Raw genomic sequence first — 16,590 nt, forward strand, 5'->3', positions numbered from 1 at the left:
GCTGCTTCTTCTATTTAGGGGCCAATCGCAAAAAGGGGCAGAGCATGACGACAGGCAGAGACGAAGCCGGACACGATCAGCCCCGGGATGAAGACGCCTATGCGTTGGACCCCAAGGCAGTTGCGGCGATCCTGTACGCGGTGGATATAGACGACCGCGACAAGCTGGTTGAGTTGATGGAGCCGCTGCACTCGGCCGACATTGCAGACCTTCTTGAACAGATCAATCCGTTTGACCGGGCGCGCCTGATCCGCCTGTACGACAAAGAGTTCGACGGCGACATCCTGTCTGAACTGGATGAATCGGTTCGTGAAGAGGTGATCTCGCTTCTGAACCCGGATGTTCTGGCCGAAGCCGTGCGCGAGATGGAAAGCGACGATGTCGTTGACCTGCTGGAAGACCTTGAGGAACCGCAGCAGGAAACCATTCTGGATGCATTGGAGGATTCCGAAAGGATCGCAGCCGAGCAGGCACTGTCCTACCCCGAGAACTCGGCCGGTCGTCTCATGCAGCGGGAAGTCGTCATGGCGCCCGAACATTGGAGCGTTGGGCAAGCCATCGACTTCATGCGCGCCAATGATGATTTGCCCGAACAGTTCTATCACGTCGTTCTGGTCGATCCGCGCCTGAAACCGGTTGCTCAGGTGACGTTGGGCAAGCTTATGGCGGCGCGGCGTGAAGTGCCGCTGATTGATCTGGCAGAAGAAGAGTTTCACATCATCCCCGTCGATCAGGATGAGGAAGACGTGGCTTATGCCTTCAACCAGTATCACCTGATCTCGGCCCCGGTGGTGGATGCGGATGGCCGTTTGGTCGGTGTCATCACCATTGACGACGCGATGGTCGTTCTGGATGAAGAACACGAAGAGGACATCCTGCGTCTTGCCGGCGTAGGCGACGAAAGCTCGTTGTCCGACAGTGTGGCGGCAACCAGCCGGCGAAGGTTGCCCTGGTTGGCTGTGAACCTGTGCACGGCGATCTGTGCTTCTTTGGTGATTTCGCAATTCGAGGCGGCTATTGATCAACTGGTCGCGCTGGCCATCCTGATGCCGATCGTTGCGTCAATGGGGGGCAATGCGGGAACACAATCGCTCACCGTGGCGGTGCGTGCGCTGGCGACGCGCGACCTGACAAATTCAAACGTGATGCGTGTTATCAGGCGGGAACTGCTGGTGGGGATGTTGAACGGGCTGTGCTTTGCCATCGTGTTGGGCACCGTCGGGATGCTGTGGTTCGATTCCCCGCTGCTGGGTGTCGTGATCGGGGCGGCCTTGGTCGTGAATATGATCATCGCCGGGTTCGCGGGTACGGTAGTACCTGTCTTGCTGGACCGCTTGGGCATCGACCCTGCGCTGGCATCGGGAACCTTTGTGACAACCACGACGGATGTCATGGGTTTCTTCATATTTCTTGGGCTTGCCAGCGTGGTGCTACTGTGACCGATCTGACCGACATCAAAGCCGCGGCGCGCAAAGCGGCCTTTGCCCGCCGCAAGGCCGCGTTTGATGCGCGCCTGCCGGGTGCAGCCGGGCGCTTGTCCGAGGTTCTGGCAGGCCATCGCGGCGTACCCCTGTCAGGTTACATGCCGATCCGGACCGAGATCGACCCGGTGCCCGCGATGGCCGAAGCATCGGCTTATGGCCCGGTGGGTGTGCCTGTCATCCAGGCAGCCGGTCAGCCGCTGAAATTCTCTCGCTGGACGCCGGACGGTGTGCTCAAGGATGGCCCGTTCGGTGCAAAAGTGCCCCAGGTGGATGACTATTTCGACCCCGAAATTCTGATCGTGCCGCTGGTCGCCTTCGACGCAAATGGTGGTCGCCTGGGGTATGGCGGCGGGTTTTATGACCGAACGCTGGAAGGCTTGCGCGCCAAACGCCCGACGCTTGCCATCGGCTTCGCTTTTGATGTGCAAGAGGCTGCGGACCTGCCGCTCGAGCCAACCGACCAACCGCTGGACATGGTTGTCACGGAAAGCCGCGTGCTGACCTTCTAGCTGCTACTGTTCGAAATGGCTGCGCAAGTAATCCCAGGCATCCACTTCGGTGCCGTCCTTAAGGACGCAGACGCCATAGACACTGCCGTCTTCGTTTTTACGAAGCTGGTAGGTCCCGTCGTTTTCAATACAAAAGGTCGCGGCGGGGTTGGGCATGGATGTCTTGGTGCCTTCGGCAGCGGCAGCAGTTGCCGCTAGAAGGCAGCCGGTCAGAACAATTGACGACTTCACGAAGAATTCCTTCTGTATTCAAGAGACGTATCGAAACATTGCCGCGGCAGAATTTGATTTCAACCCCCAGGTCTGCCGTTAATTTCACGCTTCCGCCTTGTTATTGCCAAGTACAGCCCCTACGACCCGGATCATGAGGGTTCTGTTTCTTGGTGATGTCATGGGGCGCGCGGGCCGCGCGGCCGTTCAGCAGCATTTGCCGCGCCTGCGCGACGAATGGCGGCTGGATTTTGTCGTGGTCAATGGCGAAAACGCGTCGAACGGCATGGGGCTGAGCGGAGATCACGCCAGGCTGTTGCTCGACGCCGGAGCGGATTGCCTGACGCTGGGCGATCATGCGTTCGACCAGAAAGACATGCTGCAATTCATCGAGAAGGAACAGCGCATCATACGACCCGTGAACTTCGCCAAAGGCGCGCCGGGGCGGGGTCATCGGCTGTTCACGGCCCCGGGGGGGCGCAAGGTTCTGGTGGTTCAGGTGCTGGGTCAGGTCTTTATGAAACGCCCGTTCGACGATCCGTTCTCGGCTATCGAACCGATCCTGAAATCCCATCCCAGAGGCGGACAGGCGCAGGCGATCATCGTGGACATGCATTGCGAGGCGACGTCCGAGAAGATGGCGATGGGGCACTACTGCGACAAACGTGCAAGCCTTGTGGTGGGAACGCATACCCATGTCCCGACGGCTGATTCCCAGATTCTGCCGGGTGGCACCGCTTATTTGACCGATGCCGGCATGTGCGGAGATTACGATTCGGTCATCGGCATGGACAAGCAGGAGCCCATGCGACGGTTCATCACCGGCATGCCCAAGGCGCGCTTTACCCCAGCAAACGGCGAAGCCACACTGAGCGGCGTGTTCGTGGAAACCGACGATCGTGACGGACAGGCCAAAACCGTGCGTATGGTGCGCGTCGGAGGGCGTCTGGAACAGGCCGGGCCCGAATAGTCATCGTCAGGCTTGCTCTGTCGGGCGCAATGCGTGAAACTGCATGTCATCAGGCGCTTGGGCCCGGGTTCGGACAGAATACCACGAATGAATTTCCTTTCACTGACAGACACCGGAAGCGCAGTTCTGGCGCTGGTCATCGTTGCGGGCATGTTCATCATGTTCCTGCGCGAGGTTTATCCGACCGAGGTCGTGGCCATTGGTGGTGTCTCACTGATGCTTGTGACCGGCATTCTGCCCTATCAAAATGCGCTTGCAGTTCTGTCCAACCCGGCACCCTGGACGATTGCCGCGATGTTCATCATCATGGGTGCTTTGGTGCGGACCGGAGCCCTGGATTCGTTCACCTCAACCGCGCAGAAGCAGGCTCAGGTGAACCCGCGTATCGCAATCGCTTTGCTCATGGGGTTTGTCGTGCTGGCCTCGGCGGTGGTTTCGAATACGCCAGTGGTCGTGGTGATGATACCGGTCTTTGTGCAAATCGCCCGCACCCTGAATGTTCCCGCGTCCAAATTGCTGATTCCGCTGAGTTATGCAGCCATTCTGGGCGGCACGCTGACATTGATCGGCACGTCCACCAACCTGCTGGTCGATGGTGTGGCCCGCGCGCAGGGGATGAAACCCTTTACGATTTTCGAAGTCACGCCGCTGGGGATCGCGCTGGTGATCTATGGCATGATCTATTTGCGGTTCATCGCGCCCAAACTGTTGCCCGAGCGGGACAGCATGGCGTCGCTGCTCAGTGATCGGTCCAAGATGAAGTTCTTTACCGAGGCCGTCATTCCGCCGGACAGCAACCTGATCGGGCGCGAAGTGACCGGCGTGCAGTTGTTCAAACGCCCCGGCGTGCGCCTGATCGATGTCATCCGGGGGGATGAGTCGTTGCGGCGCAACCTGAAAGGCGTCGAACTTAAGGTTGGCGACCGGGTGGTTCTACGCACCGAGATGACCGAACTTCTGAGCCTTCAGCGCAACAGGGAACTCAAACGCGTGGATCAGGTATCGGCCGTTGAAACCAAGACGGTTGAGGTGTTGATCACGCCCGGATGCCGTCTGGTGGGGCGGACCCTTGGGATGATGCGGCTTCGGCGTCGTTATGGTGTTTACGTGCTGGCGGTGCACCGCCGCAACCAGAATATCGGTCGTCAACTGGATGACTTGGTGGTCAGGGTTGGGGATACGCTGCTTTTGGAAGGTGCCCCGGCGGATATCCAGCGGCTGGCGGCGGAAATGGACATGGTGGACGTCACCCAGCCATCGGCTCGTGCCTTCCGTCGTAGCCATGCGCCGATTGCGATTGGGGCTCTTGTAGGGATTGTTGCCCTTGCCGCGCTGGGCATTGCGCCCATCCTGTTGTTGTCGATCGTGGCCTGCGCCGTGGTTCTGCTGACCCGCTGTATCGATGCGGATGAGGCATTTTCTTTTGTGGAAGGTCGCCTGTTGGCATTGATCTTCGCGATGCTGGGCATAGGGGCTGCGCTTGACAGCTCGGGCGCGGTTTCTCTGATCGTCGAGGCCGTTGCGCCGGGGCTCAGTGTCTTGCCGCCATTCCTCATTATCTGGGCGATTTACCTGCTGACCTCGGTGCTGACCGAACTGGTTTCCAACAACGCCGTGGCGGTTGTGGTCACCCCGATCGCCATCGGTTTGGCGCAGGCGGTCGGAATAGATTCGCGCCCACTGGTCGTCGCGGTCATGGTGGCGGCTTCGGCATCTTTTGCTACTCCGATCGGATACCAGACGAACATGATGGTCTATGGCCCCGGGGGCTACAGGTTCACCGACTTCATGAAGGTCGGTGTGCCGCTGAACCTGACGGTCGGATTGTTGGCGTCTCTGCTGATCCCGTTGATCTGGCCGTTATGACATCGGCACAGATTTGCCGCTTTATCCGCGGCGTACTTGTAAATGTCGGATGAACAGCAATCTTTTGTAGAAATATTACTTTAAGGGGTACTGCCATGCTGACACTCGGCCGCACCATGTTTCCTGCGGTTGCTTTCGCCACCGTGTTGAGCGGCGCATCGCTTGCCGGAACCGTCGAAGGAACTGCAACCTACCGAGAGCGTATTGCGCTTCCGCCTGACACGACCTTGTTCGTCGAGCTTCAGGATATCTCATTGGCGGATGCGCCGGCCGAAACGCTTGCCGCGCAGAGATATGCCCTGACCGGTGTGCCGGCGCAGTTCGAACTGACCTATGATGACGCATTGATTCAGGACGGGCGCAGATACGCCGTGCGTGCTTCGGTCATGCAGGGGCAAAAGCTGTTGTTCACCACCGATACCGTTTATCCGGTACTGACACATGGGGCCGAGAATTCTGCTGACCTGCTGATGATACAGGTGCAACACCAAGGTGCCGCGATGCTGGAAAACACCGAATGGGTCGCTTCGGGCCTCAATGGTGCGGCTGTCGAGACAGAGAAACGTCCTGAACTTGCTTTTGGGCAGGGCGGGGCATTTTCAGGCAGCGGCGGTTGCAACCGGTTCAGTGGCCAGGCCGAGATTTCTGACAATCGGATCGCGTTCCCGGACAATATGGCTGCAACGCTCATGGCTTGCCCACCCCCGCTGGATGAGGTCGAGCGGCAGTTTCTCAAGGCGATGCAAAGTGTCACGACCTTCGCGATGCAAGGCAACGCGCTGGCCTTGCTGGATGCTCAGGGTGAGCCGGTGATCAAAATGATGCGCAAGTAATAGGGCAGGGCTGTCACGCGATGGCCCTCGATCGCCCGGCGTTGCGACCCGAAAAGATGCAGCCGCCTAGGAAAGTTCCCTCAAGCGCGTTGTAGCCGTGATAACCACCGCCACCGAACCCGGCGACTTCGCCGGCTGCGAACAGGCCCGGCACAACCTGACCGTCGGTGCCGATCATCTGACTGTCCAGATTGGTCTGCAAACCGCCCAGTGTCTTGCGGGTCAGCACGTGCAGCTTGACCGCGATCAGCGGGCCATTCCTGGGGTCCAGGAACTTGTGCGGTTTGGCGGTGCGGATCAGCTTGTCGCCGCGATAGTTGCGCGCCGCCAGGATCGCCATCACCTGCGCATCTTTTGAGAACGGATTGTCCACCTGCGAATCCCGCGCTTCGATCTGGGCGCGCAGGTGCGCCTCGTCGATCAGACCCCCGCCCAGATGGTTCATGCCGCTCACCAGCTCGGTCAACGTGTTGGCGACGACGAAATCCTCGCCCTTTTCCTTGAACGCTTCGACCGGTCCGGTGGCTTTCGACCCTGACAGGATGCGCTGCCGGATCACTTCCTTCCAACTGCCTGATGTGAAATCGGGGTTCTGTTCAGACCCGGACAGGGCGAATTCTTTCTTGATGACCTTCTGGGTCAGGACGAACCAGCTGTATTCATAGCCGGTGTTCAGGATTTCGCGCAGAGTGCCCAGCGTGTCGAAGCCGGGCAGGCAGGGGGGCTGCAACCGGTTTCCACGCGCGTCGAACCACATCGAGCTGGGGCCGGGCAGGATACGAATGCCATGGTCGGGCCAGATCGGGTCCCAGTTGCGCACACCTTCGGTGTAATGCCACATGCGGTCGCCGTTGATGACATGGCCACCGGCCTTTTCGCTGATGGCGATCATCCGACCATCCACATGGAAGGGCACACCCGCCGCCATGTCCTTGGGCGGTTCGCCCAGGCGGTCGCGGGGCCAGTTCTGCCGCACCATCTCGAAATTGCCACCGATCCCGCCCGAGGTGACGATGACCGAGGGTGCATAGACCTCGAACTCGCCCACCTCGTCGCGGTTGGTCTTGCCGCCGCGCGGTGCCGTGTCATCGGCCAGAACCTCGCCCGAGACGCCCTTGGCCTCGCCGTTCTGCATGATGATATGGCTGACCTGATGGCGGAACTTCAGCTGGATCAGGCCGGTGCTGACATGGTCGCGGACCCGGCGGATGAAATGCTCCAGCACGCCGGGCCCGGTGCCCCAGGTGATGTGAAAGCGCGGGACGGAATTGCCATGCCCGTTTGCATAAGACCCGCCACGTTCAGCCCAGCCCACGACCGGAAACCAGCGCAGGCCCATGTCATGCAGCCAGGGTCGCATTTCACCGGCGGCGAACTCGACATAGGCCTGGGCCCATTTGCGGGGCCAGGTGTCTTCTTCGCGGTCAAACTGCGCGCTTCCCATCCAGTCGCGCAGCGCCAGATCGTGGCTGTCGCGGATACCCATGCGGCGTTGTTCCGGCGTGTCGACCATGAACAGGCCACCCAGGCTCCAGAAGGCCTGACCGCCCAGAAAACCTTCTGGTTCCTGATCGAGTATGATTACCTTCTTGCCTCGGTCGCCCAGTTCCGCTGCGGCGGCCAATCCGGCCAGACCAGCACCGATTACGATCGCATCAGCAGTGTTGTTTGTCATAACGGTCCTTTCAGCGCCTGCGGAACCAGACAAGAAACGGCAGAACCACGGCGTACATTGTAATGCCATAAACTGCCGAGGGCAGGGCCAGCGGGCTGAACCCGCTTTCGGTATTCGTGATCAGCGCTGCCAGTGTAATGCCCAGCGTGGAGTTTTGAATTCCGGTTTCGATCGAGATCGTCTTGCACTCATTCCAGGACAGGTTTGATATCCGCGCCAGTCCCAGCCCAATGAACAGCAGGGCGATATTCAAAGAAATCAAGCCTGCGCCCATGATGCCAAGATTGTCGACGAACAATTGCCAGTTCCCGGCCAGTGCCGCGGCAACGATCAGCACGAACAAAACGGTCGCGAGCGTCGACAACCCCGGCTCTACGCGATTTGCAAACCCTGTTGCAAAGTTGCGAACCCCGACCCCGATGCCCACGGGAAGCGTTGTTATCAGAAACAATGCAACAGCCAACCCGGTGATCGAAACCTCGGGGGCTTCGTCGCCCATGAAATGCGCGATCGACCACGCGGCCAGTATTGGCACGGTCACCATCGACAAAAGGCTGATCACGGCGGTCAGGCTGACCGAAAGCGCGACATCGGCTTTGGCGAGCTTGGATAGGATGTTGCTGGTTACGCCGCCCGGGCAAAAACTGAGCAGCATGAAACCAACCGCGATCTCGGGGTGCAATGCAAAGATTGTGACCGTCACAAAGGCCGCGACTGGCAAGAGAACAATCTGGCTTGCCGCCCCGATGGCAAAGGCGCGTCGTCGGCTCAGGACACGACGGAAGTCTGCCACCTCCAGCCCGATGCCCAGAGACAACATGATGATGGCAAGCGACACCGGCAGGCCGACATTCAAAAGCAAATCCAAGGACAACTCCTCCCAAAGTTGCGTCAGATCAGCCTATGCGAGGGGGCGAGGCGCAGGCAACCGCGCCGTTGGGTCATTCGTATCGTCGGGCGAACCGGCGCAGGATCTCGCCCGGCTGCGTGACATCGGCCGAATGGCAATTGTCGATCAGTTTTTGCGCGTCTTCAGGCGGGAAATAGCCGTGGTTCTTGTAGATATTGATGCGCTGTTCAAAATCCCTGGCGTCGGCTTCGGGGTGGAACTGCGTGGCGTATACGTTCTGCCCCCAACGGATCATCTGGAACGGGCAGGGGTCTGACGCGACAAGGTGAACGCATCCCTTCGGCAGAGCCTGAACCGCTTCCTTGTGGCCAACGAAAGCGTCGAAGGTGGGTTCCAACCCGGCGGTCAACGGATCCTGCCGCCCTTCCGGGGTCAAATGGCACGTGGATGGTCCGACGGGTTCGCCATATCTGTCCTTGCTGACGTCGCCGCCCAGATACGCCGCCAAAATGCCAAGGCCATAGCAGCAGCCCATGAACGGGTGATCCTGTGCGATGATCTGCGGCATCAACCCCATGATCGCAGCCTCGATCCGGGCATCCAGCGGGGATTTGGTCGCCGGGTCGTCACTGACGCATCCCGGTCCGCCGCCTACGATGACACCGGCATAGTCCGTGACATCCAGCCCTTCTGGCAGGTCGTCGCAATCCAAACGGATGCGATGCGTCTGTTCGTGAGACAGCCCGCTCCGGTTCAGGATCGAGGCATATTCGGCGTCGGACGCATCTGTTTCGGGGCGCAGTTGCAGGATCAAAAAGCGTTTCATGCGCAGCCTTTACCCGTCACAGCGGCCAGAACACAAGAATGGCGGGAACAGAAACGGCTATGATCAGCACTTCCAGCGGCAATCCCATGCGCCAGTAATCTCCGAATCGATAGCCGCCGGGCCCCAGAACCAGCGTGTTGTTCTTGTGCCCGATGGGGGTCAGGAAGGCAGCCGAAGCCGCAACGGCCACGGTCATCAGGAACGGGTCGGGTGACACCTCGAGCGTGCGTGCCATTTGTATCCCGACCGGCGCGGCGACAATGGCGGTGGCGGTGTTGTTCAATACGTCCGACAAAGTCATCGTGACAACCATCAATACGGTCAGAATGGCCCAGGCGGGCAGACCATCGGTCAGCTGGATCAGGGCGTTTGCGATCAGTTCGGTGCCGCCCGAGGTCTCCAAGGCGCTGCCCAGAGGGATCATGGACCCCAGCAGTACGACCACCGGCCATTCGATGTGATTGTAAATGTCGGTGATTGGCATGATCTTGGTCAGCACATAGGCAATCACGACCAGCCCCAAAGCAATGGGCAGATAGATCAACCCAACACTTGCGGCCAAAACAGCGGCGGCAAACAGACCGATGGCCAGCCATGCCTTGTCGTTTGCAGTAACGTTCAGCCCGCGTCCGGCAAGGGGCAGGCAACCCAGCCATTCCGTGACATCCGCAGCGCGGTCGCGGGGGCAGAGCAGCAGCAGAATATCGCCCGGTTCCACCTCGGTCTTGCGGACCTGTTCGGTGATCCTGCGCCCCTGGCGTGAGATGCCCATCAGAACGGTGCTTTGCCGCCAGGCCAGCCCAAGCCCTTGTGCCGTGCGACCTGTGATGCGCGCGCTTTCCGGCACGACGACTTCAATCACTTCCAGCCCGTCCCCCTCAGCCGTCAGCAACTCCTGCCGGCGCGTGTCCGAGAAGTCGAGATTGAGCGCCGCGCGAAACTCGTCCAGCGCCTCGGGTCGGGCTTCCAGAACCAGCGCGTCACCTTCCCGCAAAACGGCGTGCGCCGACCGGCCATAGCGCCGTTTGCCATCCCGGATCAAACCGATGATGGCCACGTCCGATTTCTCGGCCACCTCATAAAGTTCACTGACCCGTTTGCCGATATGGGCGGATTCCGGGGGAACGGTCAGCTCGGCGATGTATTCGGCCAAGGTTTCCGATGTCTCGGCCTGCGGTCCGCGATCAGGGATCAGACGCCAGCCTACCAGTGCGACAAAGGCAAGACCGGCGATCGCGGCCAGCCCACCGACCGGGGCAAAATCGAACATGTGAAACGGCTCGCCCAGTGTTTCGGCCCGGATCGACGCTATGATGATGTTCGGGGGGGTCCCGATCAGCGTCGCCATCCCGCCGAGAATGGTGGCAAAGCTCAGCGGCATCAGCGACAGGCCCACCGATCGTCCGGCCTTGCGTGCGGTCTGGATGTCCACGGGCATCAGCAACGCCAGCGCCGCCACGTTGTTCATGAAGGCCGACAGAACCGCGCCGATCCCGCCCATCAGGGCGATATGCGCACCCAAGCCCCGCGAGGCATCAACCAGCGTGCGGGTGATCAGGAACACTGCGCCTGATCGGACCAAACCGGCAGAAACCACCAAAACCAGCGCCACAATGATGGTCGTGGGATGGCCGAACCCGGCAAAGGCGCCATCCACGGGCACGACGCCCAGCACAACGCCGATCATCAGCGCGGCAAAGGCCACGAGGTCGTATCGAAACCGGCCCCACAACAGCATTCCGAAGACGGTGATGAAAAGCGCAAAAAGAATGATCTGGTCTGTCGTCATGTCGTCACCATACTAGCCGGTGAAGCCGTCGCAAGCCGCTCTCTTGATCCTGCCCCCTGCAAACGTCTATATGAGCGCCGAACACGCAATCACGATGACGAGGACGCATTATGGCAGGCCACTCAAAATGGGCCAATATCCAGCACCGCAAGGGGCGTCAGGACGCCGCGCGGTCCAAACTGTTTTCCAAACTGTCGAAAGAGATCACCGTTGCCGCCAAGATGGGCGACCCCGATCCCGACAAGAACCCGCGCTTGCGTCTGGCCGTGAAAGAGGCCAAGTCGAACTCGGTTCCCAAGGATGTGATTGACCGCGCGATCAAAAAGTCTACTGCCGGTGAAGGCGACGATTACGAAGAAATCCGCTATGAGGGCTATGGCCCCAACGGCGTGGCCGTGATTGTTGAAACCATGACGGACAACCGCAACCGCACCGCGTCGACCGTGCGTTCGACCTTTTCCAAGAACGGCGGCAATCTGGGCGAGACGGGCTCGGTCGGGTTCATGTTCGAGCGCAAGGGCGAAGTGATTTACCCGGCAACGGCGGGTGACGCAGACACCATATTCGAAGCCGCCATTGAGGCCGGCGCGGAAGATGTCGAAAGTTCAGAGGATGGCCACATCATCTGGTGTGCGGATACGGATCTGAACGACGTTTCGAACGCGTTGGAAGCTGCGCTGGGTGAATCGGAATCCACCAAATTGGTCTGGAAGCCGACCACTACGACCGAGCTGGGTCTGGAAGACATGCAAAAGCTGATGAAGCTGGTGGATGCGCTGGAAGACGATGACGACGTACAGCGTGTCACGACCAATTTCGAGGCCTCGGATGAGGTGATGGCACAGCTCTGAGCTGTTGCGGATCTTGACGGCGAAACCCGGCTCAACCGTCGGGTTTTTTCGTTTTCGGACAGTTTCGAAGAGTTGTTGGCTGAACCCTTCGAAACGCATAGGCTGGAAAAACCCGGAATTTCCGAGACAACGCCACCGAAAGATCCACGATGGATGCGACTGCTGAAAAGGCCAAGCGAAACGTGCCGGTTCTTGCTGGGCAGAGTATCGTGTCTCAGGTTGCGTGGACTCTGGGCAGCCCATCGGTGGTTTTGCCGTTTCTGGCCGTGTCATTCGAACTGCCGATGTTCGTGGCGGGCGCGCTGGTTTCGGTGCGAATGATTGGCAGCATGATTTCCGATTTCTTTCTGGCGCAATCCGTCGCGGCGAAATCGCAAAAGAAACGCGCAATCGCTCTGACCGAAGCGATCATCGGATCCTGTCTGGTCCTGGCAATGGCGGCCGCCGCGACCGGGGTCGTTCCGTTGATCGCAGTGGTTTTCGTGGCGGTCTTTTTCGTGATCGGTCTTGTGGACGAGGTGCAGAACCTGATGTTCACCGATCTGCTGGGCGATCATGTCCACTCGCGTTCGCGCATGGTCCTGCATTACCTGCAACTTGGGGGCGGAGGCTTGTGTGCCATCGGTCTTGCCATGTTGGTGCATCAGTTCACCAAGGAAAACCCACCTTTTTCGCGCCATTCAACCATGATAGGCGTATCGGTTGCGTTTTTCATGCTGTCAGGGCTTTTGATGCTGGCCATGACAGAGAATGCCCGCTCGGCGGAGCCGGCAAACAAGACCGGACCCAAAGCAAAGCTGTCGTTCAAGGCCAATGCCCGGGGTATTCTGGGCATGTTCGAATACTCGTGGTTTCGGCGTTACATGGTCATGCGAATGTTGTTGGTGGCTGTTTCGCTCTCTGTCCCATTCTTTGCGCTGATCGCAGCCGAGGCGCATCACAGCTCGGCCAGGGGACTGACCGCGATGATTGTTTCATCTGCTTCAGGCTATCTTGTGTCCGGGCCTTTGTGGCAGGTCGTGAACATGAAGTCTCATCGTGCCGTCATGGTGGTCGGGACACTGATGGTGGCCGCAACCGGCGGTGTTCTTCTGGCATTTCACTACTTGGGTATCGATCACGATGTGCATCTGCACGCGATCGCGCTGTTTGTCGTCACCGTTGCGGTGACCGGGATCAGCAGCGCGCGCAAGCTCTATTTCCTGGACGTCGCGCCCAAGGAACAGCGCGTTCAGGGATCGGCGGCGATCAAGTCTTTTACTCGATTGTTGGCGGTACTGCTTTCGGCGGCCCTGGCCGCAGTCGCCCACATGCACGAAGTTGCATTGGCCGTCGGGTTCATAGTCGCGGCCAGCCTGGTGGCCTGCGTGACATGCTACCTGACAATGTCGCCGGACCGAAAGGACGCCTCTGGCACACAGGGCTGATGCGTCTCCGCTCAGAAAAAGGAAGAAATCTCGTCCAGGGGCTTTTTCAGCTTTGCAACGGAGGGCACGGTCGCGGTTTCCGAGGGGTGTCCAACTGCGATGATCATTGTCGGTTTCTCTGAAGCGGGCCGACCCAGCGCATCGGTCAGAAACCGCATCGGATTCGGGGTATGTGTCAACGTGCTGAGACCGGCGTGATGCAACGCCGCAAGCAAAAAGCCGGTGGCAATGTTAACGCTTTCCGGCACGTAGTAATTCTTGTACCGCGTCCCGTCTTCGAATTGCCCCCAGCGTTGGGCAAAGACCACGATCAGCCACGGGGCGACGGTCAGATGTTCCTTGACCGCGTTTGTCCCGATGGGTTCCAGAGCCTTGATCCATTCATCGCCCGCCCCTCCCGCGTAAAAGCGACGCTCTTCTTCTTCGGCTTCCTCACGGATGCGCAGTTTCAGCTTGGGGTCCGAGACGGCAGCAAAATGCCAAGGCTGGTGGTTTGCACCTGACGGGGCCGTTCCCGCGGTGCGCAGGCAGGTTTCGATCACATCACGAGCCACCGGGCGCGTAGAGAAATCCCGAACGGTATGACGCCGCCGCATCTTTTCAAAGAAAGCCACAGCTGCGTCCTGCATGTCCGTATCACTGATCTCGCATCGGTCGGGCAGGGGAATGGGGTCATAACTGAGGGTGTCGCGCGAGAACATTGGTTCCTCCAATCGAATGAGTCTGACTAATTGCCTTGGGACGGTAGCAAAACCCGTTGCGCAGCATGCTGGACCGCTTGTGTAAGGGGTTTGAGCGCCGGGGCAAGAACCCGCCCGACCTGCCAGCTGAGCGCGATGTCCAGTGGCGCATCGGGAACGATCGGGCTCAGCAGTCCGCGCGCCATGGCGTCTTGAACAAGGGCTGCGGGGTTCATGCCCCAGCCAATCCCGGCGATTGCGGCATCAACGAACCCTTGCGAAGATGGCAGGAAGTGGAAAGGCGGTGACAGATGTTTGCCGGTGTGATGTGCGATCCACGCTTTTTGCAGACCGTCCTTCCTGTTGAAGACAAGGCAAGGCGCTTTGCCGAGGGTTTCCTCGGTCACGCCGTTCTTGAACCAGGTGTTGACAAATTTCGGGCTGGCGGTGGGCAGATACCTCAACACGCCCAGCTCGATCGCGTCACAACCGCTTACGGTTTGTCCGCCGACGGTGACGGCGGCGCTGACCTCGCCGCGCCTCAGCCAGTCTGCCGAATGATCCTGATCGTCGATCACAAGGTCGAACAGCATGTCGGGCACCTGCGCCATCGCGTCAATGAACCAGGTGGCCAGAATGTCGGCGGGTACCGCAACGCGAACCCGTGCGGACCCGGGTTCTTGTACCAGAGCCAATTCCCGAGCCAACTGCGCCTCCAGCAGACCGACGTCTTCGGCGTAACGCGCGATGCGCTGCCCGGCTGGCGTTCCGGTGCAAGGGGTTCCCCGATGGATGAGCGAGGCGCCCACGCGATCCTCCAGCGCTTTTATCCGCTGGGATATCGCCGAAGGGGTTACAGCCAGTTCCGCCGCCGCCGCATCAAAGCTGCCATGGCGCAGAATGGCTGACAAAGCGGCCAATTGGTGAGGGTCCAGCAGCATTAGCAGAACTTAACTGAGGGCAACATCTTTAATTTGATAGATCGTATCGCGGCCATTAGTCAACGCAATGGCAACGCAGGAGATACCATGCCTACATCCGTGATCGCCGGTTTCGCGCTGGGTTTCAGCCTGATCCTCGCCATCGGGGCGCAGAACGCCTTTATCTTGAGGCAGGGCCTGCGGCGCGAGCATGTGTTTTTTCTGTGCCTGACCTGCGCGGTGTCTGATGCCATCCTGATCGGAGCAGGCGTGGCAGGTTTTGGCACCTTGGCACAGGCCGCACCCTGGTTCGAAACCGTGATGCGATACGGTGGGGCGGCATTCCTGATCTGGTATGGCCTGCGCAGTCTCCGGTCGTCCTGGCTGGGTGGTTCGGTGATGGAAATCGGCAATGGCAAGCGAACCAGCCTCAAGGCCGCGCTGCTGACGGTGTTTGCGTTCACCTGGCTGAATCCGCATGTATATCTGGATACGGTCGTGCTGATCGGTTCGATCTCGGCCCAATATGACGACCGGCTTGGTTTCGCCCTCGGTGCGATGACATCCAGCTTTGTATTCTTCTTTTCGCTTGGCTATGGGGCAAGCATCCTGTCGCCTGTTTTTGCGCGACCCAGGGCGTGGCAGGTGCTGGACGCAGGGATTGGCGTGGTCATGTTGGGTATCGCGCTGAAACTTGTTACCATGTGAAGGGTTGTTCCCGGCCGGGTTTCGGTGTTCAACCTTGAACATGACTTCATCCACCGTATCGTCCCGTCCGCTTGCCGGCATGTTCTGGATGTTCGCCGCCGGCTTGTCCTTTGTTGTGATGACCGCGCTGGTGAAGTCGCTGGGCACATCGATGAATTCCATCCAGGCCGCCTTTCTGCGATATGTGCTGGGGTTGGTGTTTCTGTTGCCGGCCATGCGGTCGATCATGGCGACACATCTGACCCCCCGCCTGCTGACGCTGTTCGGTCTGCGAGGCGTCGTGCATGCGGTTGCGGTCATGCTCTGGTTCTTTGCGATGACACAGATCCCACTGGCCGAAGTTACAGCCATGAATTACATGACGCCGGTTTACGTCACATTGGGGGCGGCCCTGTTTTTGGGCGAAAAGCTGGCCTTTCGCCGGATTGCTGCGATTCTGGTCGCTCTGGTTGGCGTCCTGATCATCCTGCGGCCCGGGTTTCGCGAAGTGTCATCAGGCCATCTGGCCATGCTGGGAACGGCCCTGACCCTTGGGGGGTCGTATTTATTGGCCAAGATTTTGGTGCGTGACGTACCGCCCGCCGTCGTTGTGGCACATTTGTCGATCTGGGTGACCATTGCCTTGATACCCTTTGCGATCGCCGTTTGGACGCAGCCAAGCCTGCGGGATATCGGGGTTCTTTTTCTGGTGGCCAGTTTTGCGACCGCCGGGCACTATTTCATGACCCTGGCGCTTCAGGCGGCGCCGGTGGCCGTCACGCAGCCGGTGACGTTTCTTCAGTTGATATGGGCCACGATCCTGGGCGCCGCGGTTTTCCATGAAAGCGTTGACGTTTGGGTTGTCGCAGGCGGCACGCTGATCCTTGCCGCCGTAAGCTTTATTTCATGGCGCGAATTCGTGTTGAACCGCAAGGACTTGACGCCTCCGAGTATTGCGCCGAAGCTATAACGACACCGCTCCCTGATTTTTCATTAATTGACGAGTCAATAAA

16 protein-coding genes are annotated in these 16,590 nt (G+C 59.5%); 9 read left to right on the forward strand and 7 right to left on the reverse strand.

All coding sequences use genetic code 11. The features are described 5' to 3' along the window. Nucleotides 1–44 precede the first annotated feature (44 nt). Nucleotides 45–1,439 carry a magnesium transporter gene (gene mgtE / locus GOW60_RS00395; protein ID WP_171227837.1) on the forward strand — a complete coding sequence of 465 codons (1,395 nt, stop codon included), beginning with the start codon at nucleotides 45–47 and terminating at the stop codon, nucleotides 1,437–1,439. Then, nucleotides 1,436–1,993 (forward strand): 5-formyltetrahydrofolate cyclo-ligase, encoded by a 558-nt coding sequence (locus GOW60_RS00400; RefSeq protein WP_171227838.1) that lies wholly within the window; start codon nucleotides 1,436–1,438, stop codon nucleotides 1,991–1,993. Before mgtE ends, GOW60_RS00400 begins: the two co-directional genes overlap by 4 nt. Before the next feature lie 3 nt (nucleotides 1,994–1,996). Here the strand turns inward: GOW60_RS00400 and GOW60_RS00405 are convergent, their stop codons facing one another. Beyond that, nucleotides 1,997–2,224 (reverse strand): DUF333 domain-containing protein, encoded by a 228-nt coding sequence (locus tag GOW60_RS00405; protein WP_371813310.1) that lies wholly within the window; start codon nucleotides 2,222–2,224, stop codon nucleotides 1,997–1,999. Nucleotides 2,225–2,357: 133 nt separating this feature from the next. Here GOW60_RS00405 and GOW60_RS00410 point away from each other — a divergent pair, with 133 nt between their 5' ends. The 3 genes from GOW60_RS00410 (at nucleotide 2,358) to GOW60_RS00420 (ending at nucleotide 5,872) form a co-directional block, all read left to right on the forward strand. Beyond that, entirely contained in the window at nucleotides 2,358–3,173 is an 816-nt protein-coding gene (locus GOW60_RS00410; RefSeq protein ID WP_171227839.1) for a TIGR00282 family metallophosphoesterase, read from the forward strand. 87 nt (nucleotides 3,174–3,260) lie between these two features. After that, nucleotides 3,261–5,039: an SLC13 family permease gene (locus tag GOW60_RS00415; RefSeq protein WP_171227840.1), complete on the forward strand. Its 1,779-nt coding sequence runs from the start codon at nucleotides 3,261–3,263 to the stop codon at nucleotides 5,037–5,039. 95 nt (nucleotides 5,040–5,134) lie between these two features. After that, on the forward strand, nucleotides 5,135–5,872 hold the full coding sequence (locus GOW60_RS00420; RefSeq protein ID WP_254443803.1) for a YbaY family lipoprotein: 738 nt from the start codon (nucleotides 5,135–5,137) through the stop codon (nucleotides 5,870–5,872). A 13-nt stretch (nucleotides 5,873–5,885) separates the two neighbouring features. Here GOW60_RS00420 and GOW60_RS00425 read toward each other — a convergent pair whose 3' ends face one another. From GOW60_RS00425 to GOW60_RS00440, 4 genes are all read right to left on the reverse strand, one after another. Beyond that, nucleotides 5,886–7,547 (reverse strand): FAD-binding dehydrogenase, encoded by a 1,662-nt coding sequence (locus tag GOW60_RS00425; RefSeq protein ID WP_171227841.1) that lies wholly within the window; start codon nucleotides 7,545–7,547, stop codon nucleotides 5,886–5,888. A 10-nt stretch (nucleotides 7,548–7,557) separates the two neighbouring features. Further along, a complete protein-coding gene (locus tag GOW60_RS00430; RefSeq protein WP_171227842.1) occupies nucleotides 7,558–8,415 on the reverse strand; it encodes a bile acid:sodium symporter family protein in 858 nt (285 codons plus the stop codon). Nucleotides 8,416–8,488: 73 nt separating this feature from the next. Continuing rightward, nucleotides 8,489–9,223, reverse strand: a complete 735-nt coding sequence (locus GOW60_RS00435; RefSeq protein WP_171227843.1) for a glutamine amidotransferase — start codon at nucleotides 9,221–9,223, stop codon at nucleotides 8,489–8,491. A gap of 16 nt (nucleotides 9,224–9,239) precedes the next feature. Further along, nucleotides 9,240–11,012, reverse strand: coding sequence for an SLC13 family permease (locus tag GOW60_RS00440; RefSeq protein ID WP_171227844.1), 1,773 nt, complete (start codon nucleotides 11,010–11,012; stop codon nucleotides 9,240–9,242). A 110-nt stretch (nucleotides 11,013–11,122) separates the two neighbouring features. Here GOW60_RS00440 and GOW60_RS00445 point away from each other — a divergent pair, with 110 nt between their 5' ends. Together GOW60_RS00445 and GOW60_RS00450 are read left to right on the forward strand one after the other, a co-directional pair. Next, a complete protein-coding gene (locus GOW60_RS00445) occupies nucleotides 11,123–11,863 on the forward strand; it encodes a YebC/PmpR family DNA-binding transcriptional regulator (protein WP_152458737.1) in 741 nt (246 codons plus the stop codon). 149 nt (nucleotides 11,864–12,012) lie between these two features. Next, nucleotides 12,013–13,290 (forward strand): permease, encoded by a 1,278-nt coding sequence (locus GOW60_RS00450; protein ID WP_171227845.1) that lies wholly within the window; start codon nucleotides 12,013–12,015, stop codon nucleotides 13,288–13,290. 11 nt (nucleotides 13,291–13,301) lie between these two features. Here GOW60_RS00450 and GOW60_RS00455 read toward each other — a convergent pair whose 3' ends face one another. Both GOW60_RS00455 and GOW60_RS00460 read right to left on the reverse strand, forming a co-directional pair. Beyond that, entirely contained in the window at nucleotides 13,302–13,991 is a 690-nt protein-coding gene (locus GOW60_RS00455; protein ID WP_171227846.1) for a nitroreductase family protein, read from the reverse strand. Nucleotides 13,992–14,017: 26 nt separating this feature from the next. Next, complete coding sequence (locus tag GOW60_RS00460) at nucleotides 14,018–14,911, reverse strand: LysR family transcriptional regulator ArgP (RefSeq protein WP_171227847.1); 894 nt, start codon at nucleotides 14,909–14,911, stop codon at nucleotides 14,018–14,020. An 87-nt stretch (nucleotides 14,912–14,998) separates the two neighbouring features. Here GOW60_RS00460 and GOW60_RS00465 point away from each other — a divergent pair, with 87 nt between their 5' ends. Together GOW60_RS00465 and GOW60_RS00470 are read left to right on the forward strand one after the other, a co-directional pair. After that, on the forward strand, nucleotides 14,999–15,598 hold the full coding sequence (locus tag GOW60_RS00465; RefSeq protein ID WP_171227848.1) for a LysE/ArgO family amino acid transporter: 600 nt from the start codon (nucleotides 14,999–15,001) through the stop codon (nucleotides 15,596–15,598). Between the two features lie 40 nt (nucleotides 15,599–15,638). After that, nucleotides 15,639–16,547, forward strand: a complete 909-nt coding sequence (locus GOW60_RS00470) for a DMT family transporter (protein ID WP_171227849.1) — start codon at nucleotides 15,639–15,641, stop codon at nucleotides 16,545–16,547. The last annotated feature ends 43 nt before the right edge of the window (nucleotides 16,548–16,590 follow it).

It is taken from the genome of Ruegeria sp. HKCCA4008, from assembly GCF_013033125.1.
Taxonomy (GTDB): Bacteria; Pseudomonadota; Alphaproteobacteria; order Rhodobacterales; family Rhodobacteraceae; genus Ruegeria.